Raw genomic sequence first — 26,101 nt, forward strand, 5'->3', positions numbered from 1 at the left:
CTCGACAGAACCACAAGCACGGGCTCGATGGAGCCGGTGGGGGAGAACCGATGAAGCGCACGATTTCGCTGATCATTCGTTTTGCCGCGATCCTGGCATGTAGCGGCATATTATTTGTTGACGTTGCGACAGCCCAATCGGCGACGCACGCGTATCGAATCGCCCCGGAGCCGTTGGATCAGGCGCTACGCGATTTCTCGCTTGCCAGTGGCGTTGATCTGCTGTTTTCCCCCGACTTGGTGGCCGGGAAGACAAGTCCTGCGCTCCAGGGAACCTTCACGATCGACGAGGGGCTGAAAACGCTCCTGCGTGGGTCTGGTCTTGAGTTCACAGTAACTGGATCACGCGTGGTCATCAGTAGAACGAAAGACAATCCGGCTCGTCAGCCCGGTTCGCCGACGTCCGATGCGGGCACGTCGAGTGGTAACCAGACGCAAAATGCTGCTGCGGAAGAGTCGCAGCAGGGGCCGCAGAAATTGAAAGAGCAAAGTGAGAAGTCTGTTCAACTCGAAGAAATATCGGTCACAGGATCACGAATTCGCGGCGCACCGCCGGCGTCTCCGGTGACTACTCTGACTCAAGAGGACATGGCACGCGGCGGCTATGCTGACCTCGGTGATGCAATCAGAAGCCTCCCTCAAAACTTCAGCGGCGGTGACAATCCCGGCGTTTCGGGGGGTGGTGACCAAGGCGGATTTAACAACTTGGATAATTCCTCGGCCCTGGATTTGAGAGGTCTCGGGCCAGACGCAACCCTGACGCTAATCAACGGCCATCGAGTCGCCTACGATGCGATCGATTCAGGAGTGGATATCTCAGCGATCCCGATAGCGGCCGTCGACCGGATCGAAGTCGTAACCGACGGGGCCTCAGCGGTCTATGGATCGGACGCCGTTGCTGGTGTCGCGAACGTCATTCTGCGACGAGACTTTCAAGGGATCGAGGCGACAGCGAAGTACGGCGGGTCGACCGATGGCGGCAATCAGCAACAGCAATATGGCGTGACAACCGGCGATAGATGGGCATCCGGGGGAATGATCGTGGCGTTGAATTACAGCCGGTATACCGCCATCAACGCGAGCGATCGGTCCTACACTCAGATGTTGAATGGTACGGATTCCCTCGTGCCGGGACAGGAGCAGCACAGCGTGGTCCTGGCGGGTCATCAGAACCTGACCGACGGGCTTGAATTGGATCTCGATGCTTTCATCAATGACCGCACCTCAGTACAGCAAAGTGCCTTTAGCACCACCGCCAATGTATTTTTTTATGGTCTATACAGTCAGCCGCGGGTTGAGTCCTATGAGGTGACGCCGAGTCTGCGTTACCAACTCCCTGGTGGATGGGAGGCTTCGCTGAGTGGGACGTACGCGCGCAACAAAATGACGTATAACTCTCAGTTTTTTGTGCAAGGCGCCCAGTACCTTCGGGCCCTAATCACCTATGACAATACGTTGAACTCTGCCGAACTCGATGCGGAGGGCCCGCTGTTCTCAGCGCCCGGAGGCGATGCACGGCTTGCCGTGGGCGGCGGCTATCGTTCACCCGGGCTTACTCAAGTTGAGGTCGAGACGATCGCTAGCACCACTACCACGCCGTTGGACGCTGCCGACTCCCAAAACGTCTATTTCGGGTACACAGAGCTGTCGGTCCCGTTCGTAAGTCCCGACGAGAATCTCCACCTCCTCCACTCTCTGACCTTCAATGCGGCGGCTCGTTATGAGAAATACAGCGGGTTATGGAGCGTCGCCACGCCGAAGCTCGGGTTGATCTTCGCGCCGACCACCGATGTCACCGTTCGGGCGACATGGGGCAAGTCATTCAAAGCCGCTACGCTCTACCAAGACGATGAGGCACTGCTTGCGCTGCTCAGTCCAGCAACAGACTACGACCCTCCGCCGCCTGGCGGTGGACCGGTACTCTCCATTAGCGGCCACAGCTTAACCCCGCTTCAGCCGGAGCGCGCGACGACGTGGACGACCTCCCTCGCCTTTCACCCACGCGCCGTTGAAGGGCTGAGTCTGGAAGCAACCTATTTCGGTGTCCGGTACGTTGACCAAGTTGACACTCCTTTCGCCGTAAGTGCCAACTCGGGGTTTGGCAACCCGATTTTCAACCAATTCATCATCTACAATCCGACGGCGCAGCAGGTGCTCGACACCATCGCGAAAGTTCCGGCCGGTCTTGACAACGAAACTGGGACGACGGTGGCATTTGATCCATCCAACGTTTCCGCCATTATTGATTCCACACTGCGCAACGTCGCTAGCAGTCATGCTCAGGGAGTGGATCTAACCGGGAACTACGACATGGATGCCGGTGCGAGGAGCCACTTAAGCTTTGCAGGCTCTGCCAGCTACTTGGAGAGCGACCACCAGCTTAGCGCCGGCCAGCCTATAGCGCAGGAGGCGGGCTTTATCTTCTACCCGCCGCACTGGCACGCACGGGCGAGCACGACATGGGAGCGATCCAACCTGACGCTGACGGGTACTGTTAACTATATTGGCGGGGAGTGGGATAACCGCTACGCGCCCCTCGAATGGGTGGGTTCTTTCGTGACGTTCGATGCCGTCGCACAGATCCGTTCGACCGCAAGCGACGGATTTTTTCGGGACTTCGACATTGGACTGTCCGCGCTGAATATCTTGAATAAGGCGCCTGACGGTATCCGTAATACGGTTCCATACCTTCCCCCGTATGATTCTGTGAACTATTCCTCTGTCGGTCGCTTTTTGGGCATTACTATCAGGAAGCAGTTTCTGTAATGCGTGAGCTACCCAGGCTTTTCACGACCATCGTGGCGGTCGTGCTAAATGCTTCAAGCACAGCGTGTTTCAAGCCGGGAGCCGAGACCGCAAGCAGGGGAAGCGTCGGTCGGGTATTGGCGGCCGCCAGTGCGTTCATTGTCGTGGTGGGCCTGATAAGTAGTCGGGTAGCAGCTGCATCCACGCACAAGCGGCCATTTACCGTGATCGATTCCATCGACATGACGAAAATCGTGGACCCGGCTCCCTCCTACACCGATGGGGGGCAGCAGGAATTCAACCGGTCTCCCGATGGCCAGAAGTTTGTGGTGGTCCTGCGCCGAGGCCATCTGGCCACCGACGAAGTTGAAGACGATCTCGTGCTCTTCAAGACGAAGGACATCCTCACCTTCTTAAATGCAAAGCGGCCCCAAAAGCGGCCCCCGGGCGAAATACTGGCAGTATTTCGCTCGTCCTCGGGAAAGGCGCCGATCGAGAGCGTCCGATGGCAGGGTAATGCCACACTCGCCTTCATCGGAAGGACCGGCAAGCAAGAAGCCGGTCAGCTCTATTCGTTGAATCTGCGCACACATGCATTGAACAAACTGACGGATACGCCCGCCGGAGTGTTCACCTTTGATCTCGACCGACAAGGCGCGCTGGTGTATTCCGCACCTGTCTTTCCCGACTGGACGGAGAGAAACCGCAGGGGCTACGTCGTCGGCCCGACGACCATTAAGAATCTGACGATCACCAATCCGCGAAACGGCGATATCCGCGACCTCGCGTTCTTCCTGAGGAAAAGCAACTCCAGCGTGCCTGTGCGGCTCGACACCGGCCTTAATTGGGTAGCGACCGCATTTGGGACACTTCCTCTGCCCAACGAAATCTCGATCTCGCCGGATGGCCGCTGGGCGATCCTGCTTGCAACTGCGCGGTCCATTCCATTGTCGTGGGCTAACTACACCTTCGTGCAGGACAATCTTTGCAGCGAGGACCACTGGTGTCATATGGCAACCGAGCCGTGGCCACCTACCCAGCAGCTCCGCGCGGCACTCGACGCATTGGCGCCAACGACGGCGTTAGCGCCGCGTGCGTTTTGGGCTAAAGAGTTTCTCCTTCTTGATATGGCCCATGCCACGATCAGACCACTCCTCAATGCGCCCGGTGACTTGGGGTGGGGAACCCAGATACGGTGGTCTGCGGACAGTAAGGAGGTGATCCTGGGTACATCATATCTACCGCTGGATGTACCCAAAGGAAGCGAGCTCGCGCGGCGCAAGGCCGCGCCGGCGGTGGTAGAAGTGGACGTCCCGTCTGGCACGTATGCCCGTATTGGCGATCGGGAGTCCTCGATAAGTAGCGTGCGTTGGTTGGCGGGAGGCGATGTACGAATCGAGTGGCTGGACAAAGCTACGGCTTCGCCGCAAGTCAAGTACTATCGAGAACGAGGGCACCGGTGGGTGGAGATATCCGCTTCGTTGGTGCGTTGGGCGCCGCCTCGGTTGGCGCTGCAAATTGAAGAGGACCTCAATACGCCTCCTGAAATCATGGCGTCGGACCGGGAGACTAGCCGAAAGGGCGTCATTACCGACCTCAACCCACAGCTTCGAGGGTTGACACTGGGCCACGGCGAGATCTTCGAATGGCAAGACCGAATGGGTAGGCGGTATCGCGGTGCCTTGATCCTGCCGCCGGGTTTCCGCCCGGGCCGCCATTACCCGTTGGTGCTGCAAACCGAATTCTTCTATCCGCACGAATTCCTGGTGGATGGTCCGGGAGGTATACCAACTGCCTATGCCGCGCGTGCTCTGGCAAACAAGGGTATGGTTGTTCTGCAAATGCCGCCACATACACTTTCGCCGAGTCAGGCTGACTCGAAAGACCTGACGTGGCGTTATGATCGTGACGCAGAGAATCCGAAGTTCGTCGCCAAAATGGAAGGCGCGATTGATGAGCTAAGTGACCGCGGCTTCATTGACCGTACCCGCGTGGGTCTCATTGGGTTCAGCAGGGCAGGGATGAATGTCCAGTATGCGCTCACCTTCTCAAAATACCCGATCGCTGCCGCTACAATTGCGGATTCAGTACAAGCGACGCCTTTCGCTTATGTCCTTGACTTCGGGATCCCGTATCCGGCAGGGATGGCGGATTTCGAGCAACAGATGATCGGTGCTGAGCTTTGGGGCGACGGAATCCAGAAGTGGATCAAGCGATCCCCTGCATTTCATTTGGACAAGGTGTGCACGCCGTTACGCCTTGAGCTTAATGGAACCCATGTGCCCGAATTCTGGGACATGTATGTATTGCTGAAGCGGCATCAGCGACCCGTGGAAATGATTCACCTTCCTCTCGGGGCGCACCAGTTGGTGCACCCGTTGTATCGGTATATGTCTGAGCAAGGTGACGTCGATTGGTTCGCCTTTTGGCTAGAGAATGAGGTCGATCCTGATCCGGCGAAGGCCGCACAGTACGAGCGCTGGCAGGAGCTTCGCAGGCAGTATGAAGCCGGAGTCAACTCAAGCGGTGCTGTCGGGCACTCTGGGAATCAAGCGTGGTCCCACTGCGAAAGCCAAGCTTCTGTGCACAAGTACCAGTAAAGGAGCCCGACAGGTGTGCGAGTCCGTGTCGGTTCACCGGAAAGCATTTCTTCGAGGGCAGTACGGTTCAGCAGGCCGCGTGAAGCGAGCGCCCCGTCAAGTAGGTATGCGCGCGCCAGGGCCGCGTTGTGTGTAAGCGACGCCTTTTGGTACTCCTCGACACCCCCTTTCGTGCGTCGCGTGGCGACCTGCAGCGGCAGATCGTTTAGGAACGCCCGGCGCGCCACCGCTCTGTCCCAGCCGCCATCAATGAGAACGAAGGTTGGTATTCTGAGACAGAGTTCGACAATCGGTTGGGAGTTGAGTGGCGCAAATTGCTCGGGATCGTCCTCTCGCCCCAGAGGATCATAGAACGGGTGAAAGTCAACCATCGTGGACGCATAGACCTGCGCCATCTTACCTGGTGTTGTACGCGCGGCTGTTCTGAGCCATGGATGCACAAAGCGATCATCGCGAGCCGCGGCGAGTGCGGTCTCTTCGGTCAAACATCCGTGCCCGGCAGGAAGCTGCTGCCGAGGATCGAATGCCGCGGGTGTGTCTGACCGGGCAGCAATGGCATGCCTAAGCACGCGCCACATCGAAAGGCCCTCGATCCGTGCCGTATCCAGCGAGGCACGGATAAGCGCTCGACCGATCCCTTTTTGCTGAGCGCAGTCGATCGCGGCGAGCATGTGGGCCGGCTCCGAATAAAATAGGGGATCCCCCCATTCGCCTGACAATATCGCCGTGGCGCTTCGCTCCCGCGCGAGGTGCGACTCATAACGACTATAGTCAATGGCATAGCGTGCGTGAAACGGATGAGGGTGGGGCACCAGCTCTGCGAGTAGATCCAGGCACGTCTCAATCCGACGAGGATGTTCAACGAGCTCGAAACCTGCGCGTCTGGCGACGAGACGCGCATATTCGCGCTCGTCGGAATCGGGGCCCGGGGAAAAGTGCGTGAAGCACGTAACCTGAGGGCGTGTGGGTGCGCTCGCCAGACACATCGCGATGATCGAAGAATCGATGCCGCCTGAGAGGCGGTGCAAGATTGTGTCGTAGCACGAAGCCCAGGCGTGAACGCATGTGCGGACGACCTGACGTAGCTCAGCCGACGCTTGCATCGGGTCGGTGCACCGTTGCGTTCCGGCAACGTCAAACGGGTTCCAGTAAAACTGGCGTTGGAGGCCGTGGGGTCCGAGTTTCACGCATTCGCCGCAGTGGATGGGGACCACTTCATTGAGGCCCGTGCCGTTGAGTCTCTCGTTTACGTTCGCTGCCAGTTGTACCCGCACATAGTCCCAATTCACGGTAAATTGAGCCCCGAGACGCACACAATCGTGGATGTATGAAAAGAACACACGGATCCCCGCGATGGTGGTCATGAAGCATGGGAGCGATCCCGTGGGGTCACGAATTACCTGCACCACGTTCCCACTGGAGTCTCTTAGAAATGCAACATAGCGACCCCAGTAGTTGGTGATGATGCCGCGGCCGCCGTTGGCGAGGATGCTTTGAGTTGCGGCGGCATTGAGTCTGCATTCTGGCGACTGGAAGTCACCTCCTGACTCTCGCTTAAAGAGCTTTCCGAGCACGACTCCCCGGTGATCAGCCAGCAGATAATGCTCGCTGGACCTTTCTCGGGCATCCACCCAATGAACGACGAGCCCGTCGCAGTTCAGGATGTAGCTACCTGAGCCGTACTGATCCCGAACCTGTCGAGACAGCCGATGGGCTCCTGTCGCTTGCTCTTGATCGGCCGCGTCCCAGGCGAATGCGATGAATCGGAACATGGGGCTAAGCAACCATGATGGGCGTGAACCGCCCCACGTGTTCCGGAGTGTCGTTCAATACAACGTGGCCGTTCTGTACCCAGGAATGGGCCGAGAATGGTCGTGCTGTGACGCCGAATATCCACAAGGGATAAATGCCGTAGCACGCGAGGTACTCGATGAGTACCAAAGAGTCAAAGAGGCATCGGTTCGAAGCAGTGTAGACAAAGGGCCGGATCAGGCGAAACCGGTGCACAAGCTTCCGCAGGACATCATTGTCGGGCGCCTCAATCATCAGAGCGCGACGCAGCCGCACTCTTTCAACGACCTCCGTAAGCTTTGTGTGACTCAGGCGATAGGAAGCGCGCACATAGGCGAGAATAAACATAGCGATATCCATAAGGCGCACACGAGGGGGGCGAACGGCGGGGTCATCTAGAAGCGTGTGAAGTAACGACGTGCCGAGCAACGCGGCTTGGGGAGACGGGACCCGAACCGGCGCCGCGTTTTTGCCCGACGAAGGCTCAACAGCGAGCACGCCCCTTTTGCTCAGCGCCCGAATCGCGGATTCACGGATCTCTTGATCATCTGTGCCCAATGGAACACGCCATCCAGCCGGTCGCGGCCAGCCTTCGACGAGTCCAACGAGCGCACTTGCTTGTGCGTTCGTGACGGCAAAATAGGTGTCACGATTAAGGTCGAGGACGATGGCATGATCCTCGATCGTGCAGACATAGGCGTGTGCGGATAAGGAGTAGCGCGCCACAGGAGTGGTCTCCTTCGCAGGGGTGTGCGGCAACGCCGCACACCCGTTCTGACGTGAGACTAGTTTGATCAGGCGGCCGTTCCGGGTTGAGGCTTGAAGAGAACGCCGCCATCATTGTTGGGCGGCGTCGTACTGCCATGGGTGTCCTGGGACACGGTGCCCAATTCCAGTAGTTCTTCATGGTTCGCATTCATGGTGTTACCTCCAGTCTTGCGACGTGTTGCTCGGTGGATGAATGCCAGCTTCGCAATCGTCTGGCGAGTCCATCTACGAGGGCTAGCGATGCCATGTCAATACGTGCTGCTCATCGGAGTTTTCAGCGATCACCGGAATCGGCCGCAGCCGGCGGCATGGCTGGCTTGCAGGCCTCGGCGACTGTATGGTGTCTTACATTGGATTATTGGAAACAGGACATGACCGTAGCCCGCGAGCCGTCGTGTCCGAGCATGGAAAGTTGCAATTACGGGAGGTCCGAAGTAGCGCGGGCTCGTATCACATCACCGATCCAGCCCGGGGCGTGATCCGACGGCCTAAGCAGAACCTCAAAAGAGAGACGTAGGCGTCAGAAATGTCGGAGGTGACAGCGTATACGAGCCAGAGGATGTAAGGGATCTAGGGGTGTAGGAATCTAGGGAGTCAGAGGCAATGACGCGTCTGGCGAGACTGCACGTTCCACGCGGACTCTACTACGTTGCGTTGAAGGGTAATGGCGGTAACGCAATCGTTAACGACGTGGAAGACTACAGCGAGTTAGGGCTTTGCGCAGCGACGTCGTTACGACGTAATCGCTGCCACATGCATGCATTCTGCTGGTTGGAAAACCGAGCGCTCCTGGCGGTCGAGATCACGGATGTGCGCATCGGTCGTTTCGTGCAACACCTGGCCGGCCAATACGCCAAGTATCTGCATGGCAAGCAGAAGCGAACCGGCCACCTGTTCGAGCATCACCACCACGCATTGCTTGTGCAGCGCTCGCCCTATCTCTTGCATCTGGTTCGATATATCCATCGGGCGCCCGTCCGTGCCGGCTTAGTTGCGTCGCCGGGTGATTACGCATGGAGCGGAGAACGCGGCTACCTGCACGAGGAACGGATTCCATGGCTGTCCACGCACGTTACGGTGGAAATGCTTACCCATGCGCGTGGGTCGGGGCCGATCAAATATCGCGATTGGACCGCGGATGAGGACGATCCAGAAATAGCGTGGCTGTTCGAACACGGAAGCAAGGAGGAACCACGCGCCGTCGGCGATGATGTATTTATCGCCGCGGCTAAGGGGTACACCGGGCCCATGCGCCCACAGATGGTGCTCGACGACATCATCGCGTGCGTTGTGCGAAGACAGGGAGTATCACTTCGATTGGTGCTTTCTCGCTCTCGACGGCGGGAGCACGTATTGGCCAGGGCATTAATCACGTGGAAGGCGATGCAAAACGGCATCGCGACTTTGACCGAGATTGCCGAGCGCCTTGGGCGCGACCCTTCGACACTCTGGACGGCCATGGAACGATATCGACTCTCACGCCCAGAGTTGTTCCTCGATGGTCAAATTGGGGCCGCATGCATTGATGACGACGAGCGCCGCCCTGATCTACTGGACATGACCGCTGTGTAGCGCTTCTTTTATCAGCTTCACACGGGAATCATCAGGTACCCGGCGACTGTTCCTTCTGTTTGAATAAAATGTATCCGACAACGAAGACAAAGAAGAACGCTAGTAACTGTAGATTGCTGCTTAAGCTTACGAATTCGTATCCAAACCTGCGAAGGCCAAGTAGTTGCATGCTGTAGGGGAGAAGAAACCACAGTAATGCAGCCGCGGCCTCGATCAAAAAGCCGGTAGGCTTCGTTCGGAATACCAGTGCTGCCCCTAAAAAGCCGAGAAGACCACAGGTAAGCGTGTATAAGTTGTGGAACATCCAATGGTCCTTCCAACTGTCGGCGTCCCACGCATAGCCGAGACGGGTCACCAATGGCCCAGCAGCCTGAGATATATGTTCTGTATTCACCAAGCCATAGATGGAGAAGGCTGAAATAATCAACCAGGCTACCAGGGCTATTATCCCTACAAGCTTTTGTGCAGTTTGCATCGACCTTCTCCAACCTGGGTAACACCGTGGAGCCCGGATGCATGCTAGTACAGCGCAATCGCTACAGGGAGATAGATAAATGGAAGGAGGATCCTATTTGCAATAAGTTTAACCGTCGGAGGTATTCGAGGCTTTGCCGCCGGCCGTCACGGTATACGTGCGGACGTGTCAGACGATACTGCGCCCGACGCTGCCCCCCAAAAATCGTTCGCTCCACCGACGAGGGGCGCGGGCTCTCCACTGATGTGTCCATGGACGATCAATCGAGGCTTAGCCCACGCACTCTGCGCATCTTTCCAGCCACGGCAGATACTTCTTCGTGCTGAGCGATAACGAACGCGTAGTGGTCGCAGCTCCTCCATCTCTGCGTTCCTAATCCGTAAGTGTGCCGGTCAACGGCGCCCGTGCAACATCGACCCGAGTAACAGCGCCGCTTCCGGCTACACGTGCAGTCTGATCACCACGCGGTTGGCGTAGGTGGGCAATTAGACGATTGCGCTTAGATGAGCGAAGCATAGCACTCACAACTGTCATTGATTTAAGCTGGTCATCGACCTAAAACTCAAGACGCAGGGGGAAATATGACGGCCTTTGAAAACTGGATAGGCTTTGGACTTTGTATCCTTGGCGTTGTGCTTTTGAAGTTTATAAAAGGCAAGGAACCGTGGCGCTACGGCAACTTATTGGTCGGTATCGCCCTTGTTCTGCTTGCATCGTTCGCGTTCGGTCTTTTTGTCGACATGGGGACTCTTTTCGACCTGTTGGCGCAGTCTAAAAAGATTGACCAGACGATGCACGACAGGGCCAAGAGCATTGCCGGTGTGTGGGCGTTCGTTTTTCCTGGTGTTGTCGCAGCTATCGGCGCCAACTTAATTACAGGCTGGGTTACGTCAAAAGGCCCGGCCAATGCTGAAAGGCAGGGTTGAGTGATGTGCTCCGGCCTGCATGAAAAGTCGATACCAGTGATATCAGGGATGTATTGACCTATGGTTGTAGTAATTTCCGCTGCTCTGTGGCTTGTCAGCGACTCAACGCGAGCTGTAAAGCCGCAGGTTGTGCCGACTGGCTATGAGGCAGGACACCTCTTCGCCGTGCCAGAGACCCGCACCGCGCCGGTCAGCGGCTGAAATTGCTGGTCGATACCGGTGGCGGTGGTAGTGGCGGCATGTATTGGATCGGCAAGTTCACGGCGCAACGATTGCACCTGAAGTCTATCGCATGCACAGCAGATGGTCGGCATCCACCAGTTGTCCGCCTGCCCGACTACCAAGTCGGGCTTGGCCTGCCACCACCGGGTGAGGCACCATGCGGCGCGGCGCTGCTGGTTTTCCCCCAGCCGGCGGACAGCAACTACGATGGGCAGCTCAGTGCGGGCTATCTGACGGGCCGCACTTGGACCTTTGATTACCCCAAGCGTCGCCTGACGTTCGAAAGTGACGTGTGGAAGCCTGACGCGGTGGCGCAGCGGACTCCGTTAGGCTTCCCGCGCGACGCTGACGGCACCCAGGCCTCGTGATTCGTGCGCATCACGATTCGTGTCGATGGCCAGCCATTAGACATGCTGCTCGACACGGGCGCGTCGTCGTTTCCCACGCCGGCTGCTGCTCGAATTAGCGGCACGCCGACCGTGGAGGGAGAGGGCGTCACAAGCTATATCACCACGGGAACGCTTGAGCGCTGGCACAAGGCGCACCGAGATTGGCGCGTGGTGGAAGACGCTGATGTAGAGGTCGCTGTCCCGCATCATCGAAGTGCCTGAAGTGCAGATCGCTAATTCGATCTGTCGGTGGTGGAAATTGGCCGTCTGAGACCCTTTCGCATTTATATCGCGCGTTTCCGTAGTAGGTCATCCGATAGAAATTACGAAAGCGTCATCCCTTTTAATCGAAATGCGAATTACTTGTGTCCTGCAAATTTTGCGAAGGACTGTGGCTTGACATCGTGAAGTCGTCTTCACAATGTCTTCACGTACCGTTGATTTAAATCCGCCAGAGCCTACGTAGCGCAGGCTTAGGGAAAAGGGGAAGTCGATGCATAGGGAAGCCCGGGATTGGGGCAGGATTGGAGTGTGCCTGTGCTTGGCATGGGCACTTGGGACGTCGGGTCTGGCGAGGTCGCAATCGACCGTTACGCCCGACCAGGAATACCAGCAACTGATCAAGGTCAATCAAGACATTCAGCCATTGGGCGCGAATCCCTTTGGCGAAAACATCAGCCCGTATAACGGCGAGCTTTCCTTTGAGGAAACAGATGTGAGTCTTGCCGGTAATGGACCCGCGATAGTGATAGCGCGCTCGTTGTCCACGACCAATCCACTGAGCTATTCCTTCGATGCAGACCGGCCTTTTGCTGACTGGGATCTCGACATTCCTCGCATTGAGACGGTCGTTGTCGCCAAAATCCAAGGCGGTAATACAGGTTGGATCACCAGTGGCCTGACAATCGGCAGTCGTTGCTCCAACTTCAGCCCACCGGCGCAGCCGTCGCCGACCAAGAACGGAGATGAGTGGTATCCGGATCAATGGTGGTATGGCTATCACTTGATTGTGCCCGGTGAGGGCAGTCAGGACTTGATGACACGCGCGCCCGCCAACGCATTGGCGCCCGCAGCAGGTACATCGACCTACAGCATCATTACCAAGCAGAACTGGATGATCGCCTGTACGGCGTCCAATGCGGCGGACGATGGCGGTCAAGGTTTTATCGCGCTGGCGCCCGACGGCACGCAATACACCTTTACGCATCTAGTGCTCCGCTCGATGACGACGTTGGACTCCGGAGGAACGGGGGTGGGCGGTCTGAATCCCTTGCAGCGCAACGACGCCTTCATGTACGTGACGCAAGTGGTGGACCGTTTCGGTAATTCGCTGACGTACAGCTACAACAACACTAACGGCAATCTCACCAGCATCACCGCCAGCGATGGTCGCTCGGTCACGATCAATTACGATTCCACGGGTTTCCTGATCACTTCCATCACGGCGAACACCTCCGGCACCAATGTTGCCCCGCGCACCTGGACGTATGCGTACAACACGAGCAATCCGGATCTTCCCACGCTTACAAGCGTGAGCTTGCCGGATGGGAGCGCGTGGTCCTACAACCTGGGCGCTTTTCAAACGACGCCCATGACTACGATAGCGAGTGGTGATTGCAGCGCCAACAACCTGGGCACCGTCGCCGAAGCCACCGTCACAGGAACCATCACTCACCCGTCTGGGCTAACCGGAACCTTCACGCTACAAGTGCTGCCGCACGGTCGATCCTATGTCCAACATATATGCTGGGGACCAACGGGGTCCGGCACGGATTCGCCGTATTACCAGTATCCGGAGCAGTATTATCAGCCCACTATCACCAGCAAAAGTTTTTCCGGTGCGGGCGTTCCCGCCGAGACCTGGAGCTACAACTATTCCGCAGCCAATGCGAGCTCTACCGCTGACGCCTGTGCCGCGAGTGGCACGTGTGCATCGACCGTCTGGACGGATGTCACCGATCCCAATGGCAACGATGTTGTCTACAGCTACAGTAACAAGTGGGGTTACACCGAAGGACAATTGCTGAGCACCACTTATTACAGCGGTGCCGCCGCTGGGAATAATGTGCTGCGCACCGAAACCAATACCTATGCCAACCCGACCGGTGGCCCCTGGCCTACGCAATACGGCGAAGACCTGCAAGACCGCAATAACATCCAGCAAACCACGGAATTGGCGCCGCTGCAGATACGTCAAACCCAGGAAGAAGGCGACACCTACACCTGGTCAGCGGCGAAGTACGACAACTACGCCCATCCCATCGATGTCACGCGCTCCAATTCGATCGGCGGCCAACAGCCGATCGAAGAAACCACCACCTACCTGGACGACCCGAACCTGTGGGTGCTCGATCCGGTCGTGAGCGTGCTGAACAACACCACCGGCGAAACCGAGCTATTCAATAAGTACGACACGGGCACCGATCTGCTGATTAAACGTTACCGCTTCGGCGAGCTGATGATGACCTACAGCTACGACAATTCAGGTCAATTGCTGACGTTCATGGATGGTGACAGTAACGTCACCGCGTTAGGCAATTATAAGCTCGGTGTGCCGCAGGAAATCGATTATCCCGATGGTGGCACGGAATTGCTGACCGTTGATGATCTTCGCCAGATCACCTCCATCACCGACCAGAACAACAACACCACCCAATACAGCTACGATCCGATCGGGCGCATCCAGCAAATCACCTATCCCACCAACGATAAGGTGTCGTGGTATCCGAAGACCTTCAGCTACACCTTCGTCAACAGCGCCGAGCGAGGCATTGCGGCCGGCCATTGGGATCGCGTGACCACGGTCGGCAACGCCGTCACCACCACGTACTTCGATACCAAACTGCGCCCGATCCTGAGCGATACCTCCAACGGCAGCCAGGACATAACCACCGCCACCAGCTACGACTGGACCGGCGCCACCACCTTCGCCTCCTATCCGGTGTACGGCCAGCCGGCCATCACCGGCCTCAGCACCGGTACCCATCACACCTACGATGCGCTGGAGCGCGAAACCCTCACGCAAGAGGACAGCGAGCTGGGTTCGCTGTCCACCACCACCGCGTATCTCTCCGGCGCCGGCAAGCAGGTGACCGACCCGAAGGGCAACGTCACCACCACCTACTACCAGGTGTTCGACGAACCGGACTACAAAGACCCCGTCTCCGTCAGCGCGCCGGGCGGCGTCACTCAGCTGATCGCGCGCGACATCTACGGCAACCCCACCTCGATCACGCAATCGGGCGCCTACGGCAGCGAAAACGACAGCGTCACCAAGACGCTGGCGTATGACAGCGTCCATCGCCTGTGCGCCATCAGCGAACCGGAAAGCGGCACCACGTTGATGGGCTATGACCCTGCCAACAACCTGGCCTGGAGCATTCAAGGTCAACCGCCCGGCTCGGCCTGTGTCAGTACGCAGCCGGCCAATGCGACGACCCGCTCGTACGATCCCATGAACCGGGTGCTGACCATCCAGCCGCCGGCTGGGACGCAGGTCACCAACTACCAATACGACGCCGTCGGCAACATCGTGTTCGTCAGCTCACAGACGAACGGTACCGGCGGCACGCAACAGGCGTTCACCTACGACACGCGCAACCTGCTGACCACCGAGGCGCTGGGGTTGCCAGGCGCGGGCTACACCTGGGCGATGGGCTATGCGTATGACGCCTATGGCCACGCCAGTGCCGTTGCCTATCCGTCCTACAACAACGCGATCGAGACGGTGGTGTACAGCCCGGATGCGCTGGGTCGTGCGACCCAAGTCAGCAGCTATGCCACGGGCATCAGCTATTTCCCCAACAACCAGGTGGCCGGCTTCACCTACGGCAGTGGCGCCAGCTATACCGCGCAGCAGAACACGCGCCAATTGCTGAGCAATTTCAGCGATGGCATGGGCGGCAGCGCAGCCATCAACGAGGGCTACACCTACGATGCCAACGGCAACATCACCAACGTCGCCGACGACGTGCCGAACGGCACGCGCGGCAAGACCTTCACCTATGACGCCCTCAACCGGCTCACCAGTGCGACGGCCAGCGGCCTCTATGGCGTGGAAAGCTACACCTACGATGCACTCAACAACCTGCGCAGCCGCGTCACCGGCGGCAACACGCTGACGCTCAATTACAACGCCAGCAATCAATTGGCGAGCGTGTCCGAAGGCGCCACGACCACCACCGTCTACGGCTATGACAACCAGGGCAACCGCAACAGCCTCAGCAGCGGTGGTGCGACCACTACGTATAATTTCGATGTCGAGAATCAGCTGCTGAATGTGTCGGGTGTGGAAAGCTATTTCTACGATGCCGCCGGCCGCCGTGTCACCAAGACCAATACCAGCGGCGCGGTGTCGGCGTATTACATGTATGACCAGGCCGGCCAGCTGATGTACGAGTTCGATCCGGCCACCGCCACGGGCACGAACTACGTCTATCTGGGCACCAAACTGATCGCCAAAGACGTGATGCAACAGGTGGAGATACCGACCGGCGTCACGACCAGCCCCGCCAATCCGACCGCCGGCACGCCCTTCACGGTGAGCTGGAACGCCGTGCCCGATGCGACCAGCTACACGCTGCAAACCACCAACGGCTTGAGCGGCACCACCACGGTGTACAACGGCAGCGCCACCTCGACCACGCAGACGCTCACCACCGGTGGCGCGCAGTGGTATCAGTTGAATGCGTGCAGCAGCGCCGGCTGCAGTGGGTGGGCAGCCGTGCAGGTGGCTGTATGGCCGGGCATCCCGACCTTCGGCCCGTTGCCGACCGGAACGGACAACGGCGGTTACACCGTCAGCTGGAGCGCACCGCCAGGCGCCGACACCTATGACGTGGGGGTCTCCACCGATGGTGGCACCACCTGGACGGCCCTTGCCACCGGCACCACCAGCAATTCAATCGCGCAGCCGGGGAACGTGACCGGTAGTTACACCTATCGCGTGCAGGCACATAACCGGCAGGTGACGGGCACGGCCGGCTGGGCGGTCTCGCCGGTGGTGACGGTCAACACCAGCTATGGCGTGACACCTACCCCGACGCCTACGCTCAGCGTGCCCGGCACCAGCTATAGCGGCAGTGCCACGATCAGCTGGACCGCCGCATCACCGGTCACCAGTTACACGCTGCAGCAAAGCGCCAACGGCGGCAGCACCTGGGCGACGGTGCCCCTCACAGGGACCACCAGCGCGAACGTCACGGGCTTGGCAGCGGGCAGCTACGTGTATCAGCTGCAAGCCTGCAACACCGCTGGCGGTGGCAATGCGTGCACGAGTTGGGTCGCGGGCGGACCAATGGTGGTGACGCTGCCGCCGTCGCCTGCGCCAACGGCCTCGGTGCAAACCGTCAACAGCAATAGCGGCATCTACATCGTCGACTGGTCGGGCAATAACGAAGCCACCAGTTACACCGTACAGATGCAAGTCAACGGCGGTGCCTGGACCACCGTGCAGACCAGTACCGGCACGGCCTATGACGCCACGGGCCAAACGGATGCGACGTACGCCTACCGCGTGGAGGCTTGCAATGTGGCCGGTTGCAGCGGATGGAGCAACACCGTCACCACCACAGTCTTATTGCCGCCCGGTGCATCGTCCTTGAGTGGCGGCGGTACGAGCAACACGGGCAGCTACGGTGTGAGTTGGAGCGCGGTGGCCACGGCGACCAGTTACACCTTGCAGGAAAGCGTCAATAGCGGTGCATATGCCACCGTGCAGTCGAGCGGTGCGACGAGCTGGAGTACGAGCGGTCGTGGCAACGGTACGTATCAGTATCGCGTGCAGGCCTGTAACGGCGGGGGTTGCGGACCGTGGAGCAATGTCGTCACCGAGACCGTGACGCTTATCCCGGGCACACCATTGCCATCAATCACTCTGACGGGATCAACCAGCAAATACACAATGCACGTGTCGTGGTCAGCCATGGCCAATGCAACCAGCTACAAACTTGAAATGAAGTCAACGGCAGAAAATGGCACCGTTACAAGTCCAGAGCCGGTCTACACCGGCAGTGCGACGACATTCTCAGAGATCGGCAACAACGAAGTGACCTATGACTTCCAAGTGCAAGCCTGCAACAGCACGGGATGTTCCGCGTGGAGCGAGTGGAGTGGCATCTTTGTCCCATGAGGGGCGGTAATAGGATGCGAAGGCTATGGATGGCCGGATCGCCAAATAAGGCCAGGCATTGGTAATGCTCATCATTTGGAGAGAAAGGTATGCGTAGCAGACGATGGTTAAGTGTGATGAGCATGCTTGCGCTTGTCTTTGGTGCAACATCCCTGAACGCGCAGGATGTTTCCTTCGGTACGTTGCCTGCACTTCGCGTAAGCACGCCTGTACCTTCAGGCCTGCACGTCCCCGGCGACGTCGACGGCAACGGCGTGTCGGACATCTTCCTGTTCGACACCGCCACCAGCCAGGTCGGCTATTGGCTGATGAACACCAACGATGCGAACGGCACCGTCACCAAGCTGAGCTCACAAACCTTCAACGTGACACCCGGCTACTTCGTCGGCGCCATCGGCGATTTCAACGGCGATGGCTTGGCGGACATGGTGCTGACCAGCAGCGCCCACGACCTGGTCCTGTGGACCAATAACGGCAGCGGCGGCTTCACCACCTCCTCGCTCGGCACCTACGACGCCGGTTGGCTGTTGGTGGGCGCAGGCGATGTCGATGGTGATGGCCAGGACGACCTGCTCTGGTTCAACGCCACGACCTGCCAATTCAGCTATTGGCTGATGCGCAACGGCGTGCACGTCGAGACCGACACCACCAGCGTCACCTGTGGTTATTACCCGATCTCCATCGGCTACTACACACCCTCCAACCGCATTTCCGTGATCTGGACCAGCAGCGCGCAGGATCTGGAGATCTGGGACAGCGCCGGCAACGGGTTCACGCCCTACGGCTTCGGTGCGTTTGGGCCAGGCAGCACCATGGTCGCACTCGGCGGTGGCTACGAAGGCACGCTGATGAGTCTGATCTACATCGGCTCCAACGCCACCGCGTACGGCCTCGAACTGGACCGCAGCTTCAACGCCGTCGGCCAACAAACGCTCTGGCAAACCACCGAGTGGTGGCTCGACAACAACTACCGCCTGCCGTGGAGTTCCGCCGGCTTTCTCATCGAAGGCCGCGGCACCAACATGACCGGCGTGATCTACCAGCACGGCGCCACGCAAATCGAGGCCTGCCCGCCGATGGGCGGCAGCGGCTACGAAAGCACGCCGGCCCCGTTGCCTTACACCTGCCCGAGCTTCTCGATTCCATCCGGGTGGAAGGTGATTGGAGCCATGGCCAACGGCATCGTGCCGGGCGGTTAAAGCGCAGAGCGCAGATCGATGGATGGGCGGATATCAACGGTAACCAGGAAAGGACAGGACGCCATGAGTGCCAACGCAAGCGGGCCGCAGATGAAAGGGATCAAGACCGTGCTCCGATGGATGGCATCGCTGATGCTGTTCGTCAGTATGCATGCGTTGGCCCAGGGCCTGGGCACGGTGACCTATGTGTACACCGACCCGCAGGGTACGCCCTTGGCGGAAACCGACGCCCATGGAAACATCACGGCGACGTTTGAGTACACGCCGTATGGGACCTATGCGCCGACGGGAACGACTAACCCGGGGCCGGATCCGACGGGTCCGAGCTATACCGGGCACGTGAATGACCCGGAGAGCAATCTCGTTTATATGCAGGCGAGGTATTACGATTCGGTAACGGGGCGTTTTTTAAGTGTGGACCCGGTGACGCCCGGTGTTGGTAACGAGTTCTCCTTTAATCGATACGACTACGGCGACAATAACCCAATCGCGAACATTGATCCCAACGGGAAGTTCCCCGGAGATCCCGGGGGTGACGCCGGCGATTCAGCCTACAACGCACAACTAAGCGGCTCTGTAAGCGGCACGGGAAATTTGGCAGTAACCAAGGCAAATAATAATGCTCCTAACGGTACGCCAAAATCGATGAAAAAATATTTTTGCAGAAATTGTTCAAGAGCTATAGCGGCAATGCAAACTATGAGCTTCTTCAACATTGACTACAGTGGACTAACCGTATTTTACAACCCTGCCATTCAAGATAATGCTGACACACTGCAGCAAGCTCAGCTGATCGTTGGCCCTAACTTATTTTCGAACCGATCATTTGGCGGTATCGGGCTAATCCTGTCGCATGAAGTGGAAGGTCACTGGGATTTGCAGCTTAAGGGTGCCTATACCGTCGATTATAGAGATCAACCAAGCTGGATGAGGGAGGTTCAGGCGTATAGATACGAACTTAAGCCGTCCAACATCGCGAGGTTTTTGCCATACGGATTAACGCAGGGTGAAATTGATCAAGAGAGAAGTAATCTAATGCGTTACTATAACGGTCTCACTCCAACCAACAAGAAAAACGTTGATAGCGGTATCTACAAGCCATGGTGAGGATTATGAGAGCATTAAAAAGTGTTTTAATAGTTGTCCTCGTGAGCTCATTGGTGCCCCGCACGTCATTGGCGAAGGATGTGAGTTTGATACTGCAAAAGGATAAAACAAACCTAATGCTGGTTATCAAGAATTCTAGCGACCATAACGTAAAAGTAAGTCATTTATTTTCGATAAGCTCACTGATCGGACCGATACGCTTCAGGGTGGAGCACAATGGGAGTGTATTGGATCTGCGCGCGGAAGGAAGCACCGAAGCGCCAAATGAAGGGCTTTATATCACCCTATATCCGTATCAAATGGTGGGTGCTGAATACGACATCTCGTTTATTAAAGCTCTATATGGGATGACAATTGGGTGTTATGCGATAAGTGCATCGTACGACGATGGAGTCGCTTCGCAATTTAATGCATACGATAAGAAAATCACTTCAAACTCCATGACTTTATGCTTTAAGGAGGGCGGAAAGTCCTCCAGCAAACCAAAGCCATAAATGCTCATGTAACGAAAAAGAAGCGCTAACTACATCGGTCCATTGAGCTTGCACGGACTGGGTTTACGTCGTCGGCAACTTCGTGTCGGATATCAATCTGTGAAATTCGACCAGGAGTCAGGTCGCTTTTGGTTGATGTTGAGCCTTGGCTTGCCGTAGTTTGGCTTCGATGGCAGTGCGAAAATGTGATGCGCGGGGTGCGGGTTGCTGCTGAAGGCGTGTGCACATGAGTTGGTTATCGCTGATCGCACTTTTGAATAATGTGCGATAGGCGATATATGCAGCGGACATTGCAAGAATGGCTCGCGTAGACGAAAAGCAGACGACGCCATGAGTGCCAGCGCAACCCAGCCGCCGGTGAAAGGCGTGAGGACCGTGCTCCGATGGATGGCATCGCTGATGCTGTTCGTCAGTGTGCATGCGCTGGCCCAGGGCCTGGGCACGTCGCTGGCTTTGACAAGGTTCTCGTTACTGTCAGACAGGCTGTTGGGGAGGCCTTAAATAACGTAGATCCTACAGACGGTGCTATTGGCTATAACATGCGCACTCAAGAGCAGTCCGCGGGTAATCATCCATTCTGGGGGCAAGCTGTGCACACGATGTCCGGTCCCTACGTTTCTCCCACTCCTTACACATATATATTCACTTATGGAAAATAATTTTAAGTGCCGAGCGGTCTTGTTCTTGTGTATGGTCGCCATCCCTTTGTGTGGAAGAGCCGCTGATGATAAAGCGCCGATGTATCGTTCAATACATTGTTTGCTTAGTGACGGTTACATTCGTTCGCATGTATTGAAGTACGTTGGATTAAGCATGAATGGCGTCGCGTCCGTATCGTTTCATCAAGGTGCCTTGATAAACCCTACTCATCGAGAAAAAACGTACAATGTTGTCCTGTTTTCGGCGGCCCGAACAAAATCTGCATTGCTAATGGTTGACGCTTCCGATGAGATGCATTTAAAAATTATTCCAAATGGATATTTATTATCTAAGCAAGGGTTGCATTGGACGGTGGAAGAGGGTGGTGGTGGTTATATTGACTATGAGACTATTGCTAATTTTGTGGACTCGCTGTCATCAAAAAAGGTTTCTAGAGTAAAGTTGATCGCAAGCACCTCAGGTTGTTGAGAGAGCCCCGAAAAATCTTACCTAGTATCGCGATGCGCGCAAGACGGGGTGTAGTTAAGCGACAGGACCTGCTCTGGTTCAACTCAAGCACCTGCCAATTCAGCGATTGGCCGATCCGCAACGGAGTACGTCGAAACGAACACCGCCAGCGTCACCTGCGGCTATTACCCGATCTTCATAAGTTACTACACCCCCTTACAACCGCGTCTCCGTGATCTCGACCAGTAGCGCGTAGGATTTGGATATTTGGGATAGCGCCGGCAACGGGTTCACGCCCTACGGCTTCGGCGCGTTTGGGCCACGCAGCACCATGATCGCACTCGGCGGTGGCTACGAAGCCACGCTGATGAGTTGGTTATCGCTGATCGCACTTTTGAATAATGTGCGATAGGCGATCTGCCTTTCGAGCGGATTGGCTATAAACCTGCACCTAATGGAATCTGAGCTATGCGTAAAATAATTATTGGATTGGGTCTCATGATCGTTGCGGTACATTGCATAGCCGGAGACTTCCGTCTTGATTTGCATGACCACGACAATTTCATGATTGTTTCCATCGAAAATCTCTCCGCCCAAGATATCAAGGTGAGTACAAAATTTACGCAGAATCCTGCCTTTGGCCTGATTAGGTTTAATGTGTTGGAGAATGGACATGGTGTCGGATTTAAATCTGCACCAAATGAGGAGTTGCCGACGTCATCTGACTACCTGACACTTAAGCCTTACGAGGTTTTTGGTCGCGCATTTTCTATTTCGGAAATTAGGAAATCGTATGGCATTACCGCAAAGTGCTTCGAAATTTCAGCTGAGTATCATGACTTTGTTTCAACGAGATTTGATTCGCTTTCATCGGTCATAAAATCCAATCAACTTCGAATTTGTCGGTAAGGTGCCAGTGGCCAACGGCATCGTGCCGGGCGGTTGATGCGACGGTAAGCGCGGACTGATATGCAGATATCAACGGTAAACAGGAAGGGGCAGGACGCCATGAGTGCCAACGCAACCCAGCCGCCGGTGAAAGGGGTGAGGACCGTGCTCCGATGGATGGCATCGCTGATGCTGTTCGTCAGCGTGCATGCGCTGGCGCAGGGCGTCGGCACGGTGACCTACGTGTACACCGACCCGCAAGGCACGCCGCTGGCGGAAACCGATGCCCATGGAAACATCACGGCGACCTTTGAGTACACGCCATATGGGACGTTTGCGCCGACCGGAACGACCAACCCCGGGCCGGATCCGAATGGCCCTGGGTATACTGGACATGTGAATGATCCGGAGACCATTCTCGTCTACATGCAGGCGCGGTATTACGATCCAGTAACGGGACAGTTTCTTAGCGTCGATCCTATTGCGCCGGCTGCAGCCAACGAATTTAATTTCAATCGCTATGGCTATGCGAATAACAATCCTCTTCTCAATGTCGACCCAACCGGTAAGTTTCCCGGGGACCCAGCAGGAGATGGAGATTCGGTTTACAACGCTCAGATCGTGGGGATCGCGTCGGTGACTGTCGTCAGGGCGCTAAACGTTTCAACACAAGCTTATTATGTATACGCCGATGGGACAGTTATAGTTCAGACGGGGGCAAGAAATGGCAGGGATAATAATCCAGGAAACTTAAGGCTGGGGAGTGCTAGGGCTTCAAGCACAACGATGGCATCTGGCTGGGATTATTCTCCGACATCTGCGACGGATACAGTCACTCGAAGGCAACCTTTTGCGATGTTTTCGAGCCCTTCTGTAGGCTTTGCAGCTGACGTAAAGACCTTGCAAAAAGGCTACGGAGATCTCGATATTTCTCGGGCGATCTCCCAATATGCGCCATCATCTGACCATAATAATCCCGCAAATATGCATCTGATATTGCGCGCATGGCAGGTATAGATGAGACCCGCACCATACAGTCGTTGAATAGCGATGAAATCGTTAGGCTAGTTCATGCAGTGGCAACCGAAGAAGGATATAGAGCGCCGACCTCTGCAATTCATGATATGGGGCGCGGTCCATTTTCGAATCCGTAGGTGCAAATGAAAATGAAAATAATTCTGGGGCTTGTTAGTTTCCTAATCTTAAGCACCTCAGTCATGGCGTTTACTGAGGCAGCAAAAAAATCGCCCTATTGCTTTTCGCCTTGCATATCGACTTTGGAAGGTAAGTTAAGCGTTAGACACGTCAAGTTTGACGACCCGTCCATGCAATTTGATGCATATTTTTTGACATTAGAGAGGCCTATATCTGTTAGCGCAAATGAGATCTTTGACGCATTAACAGATCAAAGTGTGGTGCAGCTCAGGTCGAACACGACGTTATCTCCTTACATTGGGAAATGTGTAATCGTGAAAGGTGGGCTGTATGGAGTGGTAATTGGGATGGACATAAATCCTTTAATTATGCGCGTTGACTCCGTGGGTTCATGTAAGTCAAAAAGATAATAGATCACGTTCGTGCTCGCGTTCAGTGTGCATCTAAACTTCAGTTTTCGGACAGCTACTAACGTTATCCGCTTTTCAAGCAACGCTGTCTTCTCGCCGCGCATTGCGGCGAGGGGAGTGCATTCAAATTGGGGGCATGCGCGCCTAGTGAGCCTGGGGGGAATATGTGCTGCGCTGTGACATCGAGGCTCAGGGCAGCGTGGGGCAGCGTACCCCGCGCGGCCTGGAAACCGGCGCTCGGCACAGGTCAGCTCAAGGCTGCGTCCTGGCGACCCGACCAGGGGCGCGGATACGCGTTCGGTAGAGGCTCGTGGTGCTGGGCCGTCTCATTCGGAGGCCGACCGTGGGGAAGGGATTGCCTGCCGAAGACTTTAATGGGCTTCGGTGCAAGCGGGCTGGAGAGGCGACAGCGCCGCTTGCGGCCCGCGAGCGTGACCCAGGAGCGAGCGTACGGATCGAAGTAGAGCCATTCGCAAGCCCCCATTGGCGTCGGCTGATAATGTGCGTGCCAGGCAGACTGCGCACGCCAATCGCGTCGATGATGTAGACGGTGCGATGCCCCGCAATTCTAGGCCGTGACGCGATGCCTTCCTTTGCTACGTCCTAGGCTGCCGCCGGGGTTCACGCCTGCGAGCGCTTATGGTCGAATGGGCTCGCGTTGGTACATTTGTTGGTATAAATTTTCTATATATCTCGTAAACATTTATAGATCAATAGCTTGCAGCACGATATGGATGCCTCTCTCCCGCCACCCATAAAAAGCGCCCACACGGGCGTTTTTTTTGGCGCGTACTCCCCAGCGCCATGGGTGAACGCACAAGCCCAATCACCGCGGCATATGCCCCACATAACCGGCACGCGGGCGAATCAGGCTTCCGTTTTCCTGCTGCTCCAGCGCATGCGCCAACCAGCCTGCCATGCGACCGGCGGCAAAAATGGCCAGCGCAACGTCAGCGCTCAGTTCATACGCCGAGGCAATCGCGGCCAAGGCGAAATCCAGATTGGGGCGGCGGCCGCATTGCGTCTGGACGTTTTCGATCAACCGCTCGATCGAAGCAAGTTTTGCAGGGCGCGGACGCGTGGCGTGTAAGGCGTCCAACAGTACCGTGGCGCGCGGATCGCTTTCCGGATACAGCGGATGTCCGAAGCCGGGCAGGGTGTCACCACGACGCATGCGCTCGCGCACCCGATCGGCAGGTTTGCGTTCGCGCAGCATGTCCTGGATGAACGCATGCGCGCGCGCGGCTGCGCCGCCATGATGGGGGCCAGATAACGTTACAAGGCCTGCGCAGACAGCAGCATGCAGACTGGCGCCGGTCGATGCGGCGACACGCGTGGCGAACGCGGATGCGTTGAGCTCGTGCTCTGCGCACAACACCAGCGCACAACGAACGAGTTCGGACAGGCCCGCGTCATCGTTGCGCCAGCTCGTCACCATCACATGGTGGATGGGTTGCGTGCTTGGCGGTGCGATGCAGAGCAATGCTGCGGTTTGTCGTAAAAGCAGCGCTGCCTCAATGCGGCGGTGCATGGGATCGGCGCTGTGTGCATGGGTTGCATCGAGCGCCAATAAAGGCAATGCGGCGATGGTTCGCTCTAGTGGCGGCAAGTCCGGCCGAAGCAATGGCGCGATCGTCGGAGGCCATGAATGCTGCGGTTCGTCGACAAACGGATCGTGTTCGCCGCAATCCCATAACAGCCGCGCCGTTTCTTCCAGCGTTGCGCCCGCTTTTGCCAACGCGATGGCTGACTCGCCGCGGTAGTAGTGGCCGTGCGGACGAATCAGCGAGATGCGCGTCTCCATCACGGGCAGACCCCACGCCAGGCTGTGCGCTGCGCCTTGCGCAGCGCCACGTCCAGCTTGACGGCGTTCGATAAGCTGTTCGATATCGCTGGCGCTGTATTCGCGCGTGCGCCCGTCCGGTCCTGGGCGGGAATCGATACGCCCGCGGCTGACATAGGCATAGAGCGTGGCGAGGCTCACACCTAGCCGTGTTGCGGCATCCTGGGCGCAAAGGTAGTCGGTCTGCATGCCGATATATTGATCTTTTCAATCAAGATTGATCAATATATTTCTTCGTGACAGAGTGGTGCCCATGGGTGTTCGTCCCTGTATTGCGTATG

At 57.0% G+C, this 26,101-nt stretch carries 19 protein-coding genes; 14 read left to right on the forward strand and 5 right to left on the reverse strand.

Annotated features, from left to right (window positions below; genetic code table 11):
* Window positions 1-50 precede the first annotated feature (50 nt).
* Together DWU98_RS03760 and DWU98_RS03765 are read left to right on the forward strand one after the other, a co-directional pair.
* Entirely contained in the window at window positions 51-2,765 is a 2,715-nt protein-coding gene (locus DWU98_RS03760) for a TonB-dependent receptor (RefSeq protein WP_115494079.1), read from the forward strand.
* Window positions 2,765-5,344, forward strand: coding sequence for a hypothetical protein (locus DWU98_RS03765; RefSeq protein WP_115494080.1), 2,580 nt, complete (start codon window positions 2,765-2,767; stop codon window positions 5,342-5,344). The genes DWU98_RS03760 and DWU98_RS03765 overlap by 1 nt, the downstream gene beginning before the upstream one ends.
* Here DWU98_RS03765 and DWU98_RS03770 read toward each other — a convergent pair.
* From DWU98_RS03770 to DWU98_RS22405, 3 genes are all read right to left on the reverse strand, one after another.
* Complete coding sequence (locus DWU98_RS03770) at window positions 5,293-7,116, reverse strand: asparagine synthase-related protein (protein ID WP_115494081.1); 1,824 nt, start codon at window positions 7,114-7,116, stop codon at window positions 5,293-5,295. The genes DWU98_RS03765 and DWU98_RS03770 overlap by 52 nt on opposite strands.
* Window positions 7,117-7,120: 4 nt before the next feature.
* Entirely contained in the window at window positions 7,121-7,861 is a 741-nt protein-coding gene (locus tag DWU98_RS03775; protein WP_147293194.1) for a lasso peptide biosynthesis B2 protein, read from the reverse strand.
* A 68-nt stretch (window positions 7,862-7,929) separates the two neighbouring features.
* A complete protein-coding gene (locus DWU98_RS22405; protein WP_268990228.1) occupies window positions 7,930-8,055 on the reverse strand; it encodes a hypothetical protein in 126 nt (41 codons plus the stop codon).
* Window positions 8,056-8,506: 451 nt separating this feature from the next.
* On the opposite strand from DWU98_RS22405, the gene DWU98_RS03780 reads away from it, so the two are divergent.
* Window positions 8,507-9,475, forward strand: coding sequence for a hypothetical protein (locus DWU98_RS03780; RefSeq protein ID WP_115494083.1), 969 nt, complete (start codon window positions 8,507-8,509; stop codon window positions 9,473-9,475).
* A gap of 31 nt (window positions 9,476-9,506) precedes the next feature.
* Here DWU98_RS03780 and DWU98_RS03785 read toward each other — a convergent pair whose 3' ends face one another.
* Window positions 9,507-9,950 (reverse strand): hypothetical protein, encoded by a 444-nt coding sequence (locus DWU98_RS03785; protein WP_115494084.1) that lies wholly within the window; start codon window positions 9,948-9,950, stop codon window positions 9,507-9,509.
* A 581-nt stretch (window positions 9,951-10,531) separates the two neighbouring features.
* On the opposite strand from DWU98_RS03785, the gene DWU98_RS03790 reads away from it, so the two are divergent.
* From DWU98_RS03790 to DWU98_RS03830, 11 genes are all read left to right on the forward strand, one after another.
* Complete coding sequence (locus DWU98_RS03790; RefSeq protein ID WP_115494085.1) at window positions 10,532-10,876, forward strand: ZIP family transporter; 345 nt, start codon at window positions 10,532-10,534, stop codon at window positions 10,874-10,876.
* Window positions 10,877-11,079: 203 nt separating this feature from the next.
* Window positions 11,080-11,466, forward strand: coding sequence for a hypothetical protein (locus DWU98_RS03795; protein WP_115494086.1), 387 nt, complete (start codon window positions 11,080-11,082; stop codon window positions 11,464-11,466).
* A 3-nt stretch (window positions 11,467-11,469) separates the two neighbouring features.
* Window positions 11,470-11,709: a pepsin/retropepsin-like aspartic protease family protein gene (locus tag DWU98_RS03800; RefSeq protein ID WP_147293195.1), complete on the forward strand. Its 240-nt coding sequence runs from the start codon at window positions 11,470-11,472 to the stop codon at window positions 11,707-11,709.
* A 319-nt stretch (window positions 11,710-12,028) separates the two neighbouring features.
* The gene (locus DWU98_RS03805; RefSeq protein ID WP_158544944.1) at window positions 12,029-17,617 is read left to right on the forward strand and encodes a fibronectin type III domain-containing protein; all 5,589 of its coding nucleotides are present in this window, start codon (window positions 12,029-12,031) and stop codon (window positions 17,615-17,617) included.
* Between the two features lie 116 nt (window positions 17,618-17,733).
* Entirely contained in the window at window positions 17,734-18,816 is a 1,083-nt protein-coding gene (locus tag DWU98_RS03810) for an FG-GAP repeat domain-containing protein (protein ID WP_158544945.1), read from the forward strand.
* Window positions 18,817-18,879: 63 nt separating this feature from the next.
* Window positions 18,880-19,923 (forward strand): RHS repeat domain-containing protein, encoded by a 1,044-nt coding sequence (locus DWU98_RS03815; RefSeq protein ID WP_158544946.1) that lies wholly within the window; start codon window positions 18,880-18,882, stop codon window positions 19,921-19,923.
* Window positions 19,924-20,003: 80 nt separating this feature from the next.
* Window positions 20,004-20,417: a hypothetical protein gene (locus tag DWU98_RS03820; RefSeq protein WP_147293196.1), complete on the forward strand. Its 414-nt coding sequence runs from the start codon at window positions 20,004-20,006 to the stop codon at window positions 20,415-20,417.
* Between the two features lie 813 nt (window positions 20,418-21,230).
* Complete coding sequence (locus tag DWU98_RS21600; protein ID WP_147293197.1) at window positions 21,231-21,545, forward strand: hypothetical protein; 315 nt, start codon at window positions 21,231-21,233, stop codon at window positions 21,543-21,545.
* Window positions 21,546-21,783: 238 nt separating this feature from the next.
* A complete protein-coding gene (locus DWU98_RS21880; RefSeq protein ID WP_158544948.1) occupies window positions 21,784-21,936 on the forward strand; it encodes a hypothetical protein in 153 nt (50 codons plus the stop codon).
* An 86-nt stretch (window positions 21,937-22,022) separates the two neighbouring features.
* Window positions 22,023-22,433, forward strand: coding sequence for a hypothetical protein (locus DWU98_RS03825; protein WP_147293198.1), 411 nt, complete (start codon window positions 22,023-22,025; stop codon window positions 22,431-22,433).
* A 99-nt stretch (window positions 22,434-22,532) separates the two neighbouring features.
* Window positions 22,533-23,429 (forward strand): RHS repeat-associated core domain-containing protein, encoded by an 897-nt coding sequence (locus DWU98_RS03830; RefSeq protein WP_158544949.1) that lies wholly within the window; start codon window positions 22,533-22,535, stop codon window positions 23,427-23,429.
* A gap of 1,374 nt (window positions 23,430-24,803) precedes the next feature.
* Here DWU98_RS03830 and DWU98_RS03835 read toward each other — a convergent pair.
* Window positions 24,804-26,009 carry a citrate synthase family protein gene (locus tag DWU98_RS03835; RefSeq protein WP_115494094.1) on the reverse strand — a complete coding sequence of 402 codons (1,206 nt, stop codon included), beginning with the start codon at window positions 26,007-26,009 and terminating at the stop codon, window positions 24,804-24,806.
* Window positions 26,010-26,101: the final 92 nt, after the last annotated feature.

The organism is Dyella monticola (assembly GCF_003363155.1).
GTDB lineage: Bacteria > Pseudomonadota > Gammaproteobacteria > Xanthomonadales > Rhodanobacteraceae > Dyella_B > Dyella_B monticola.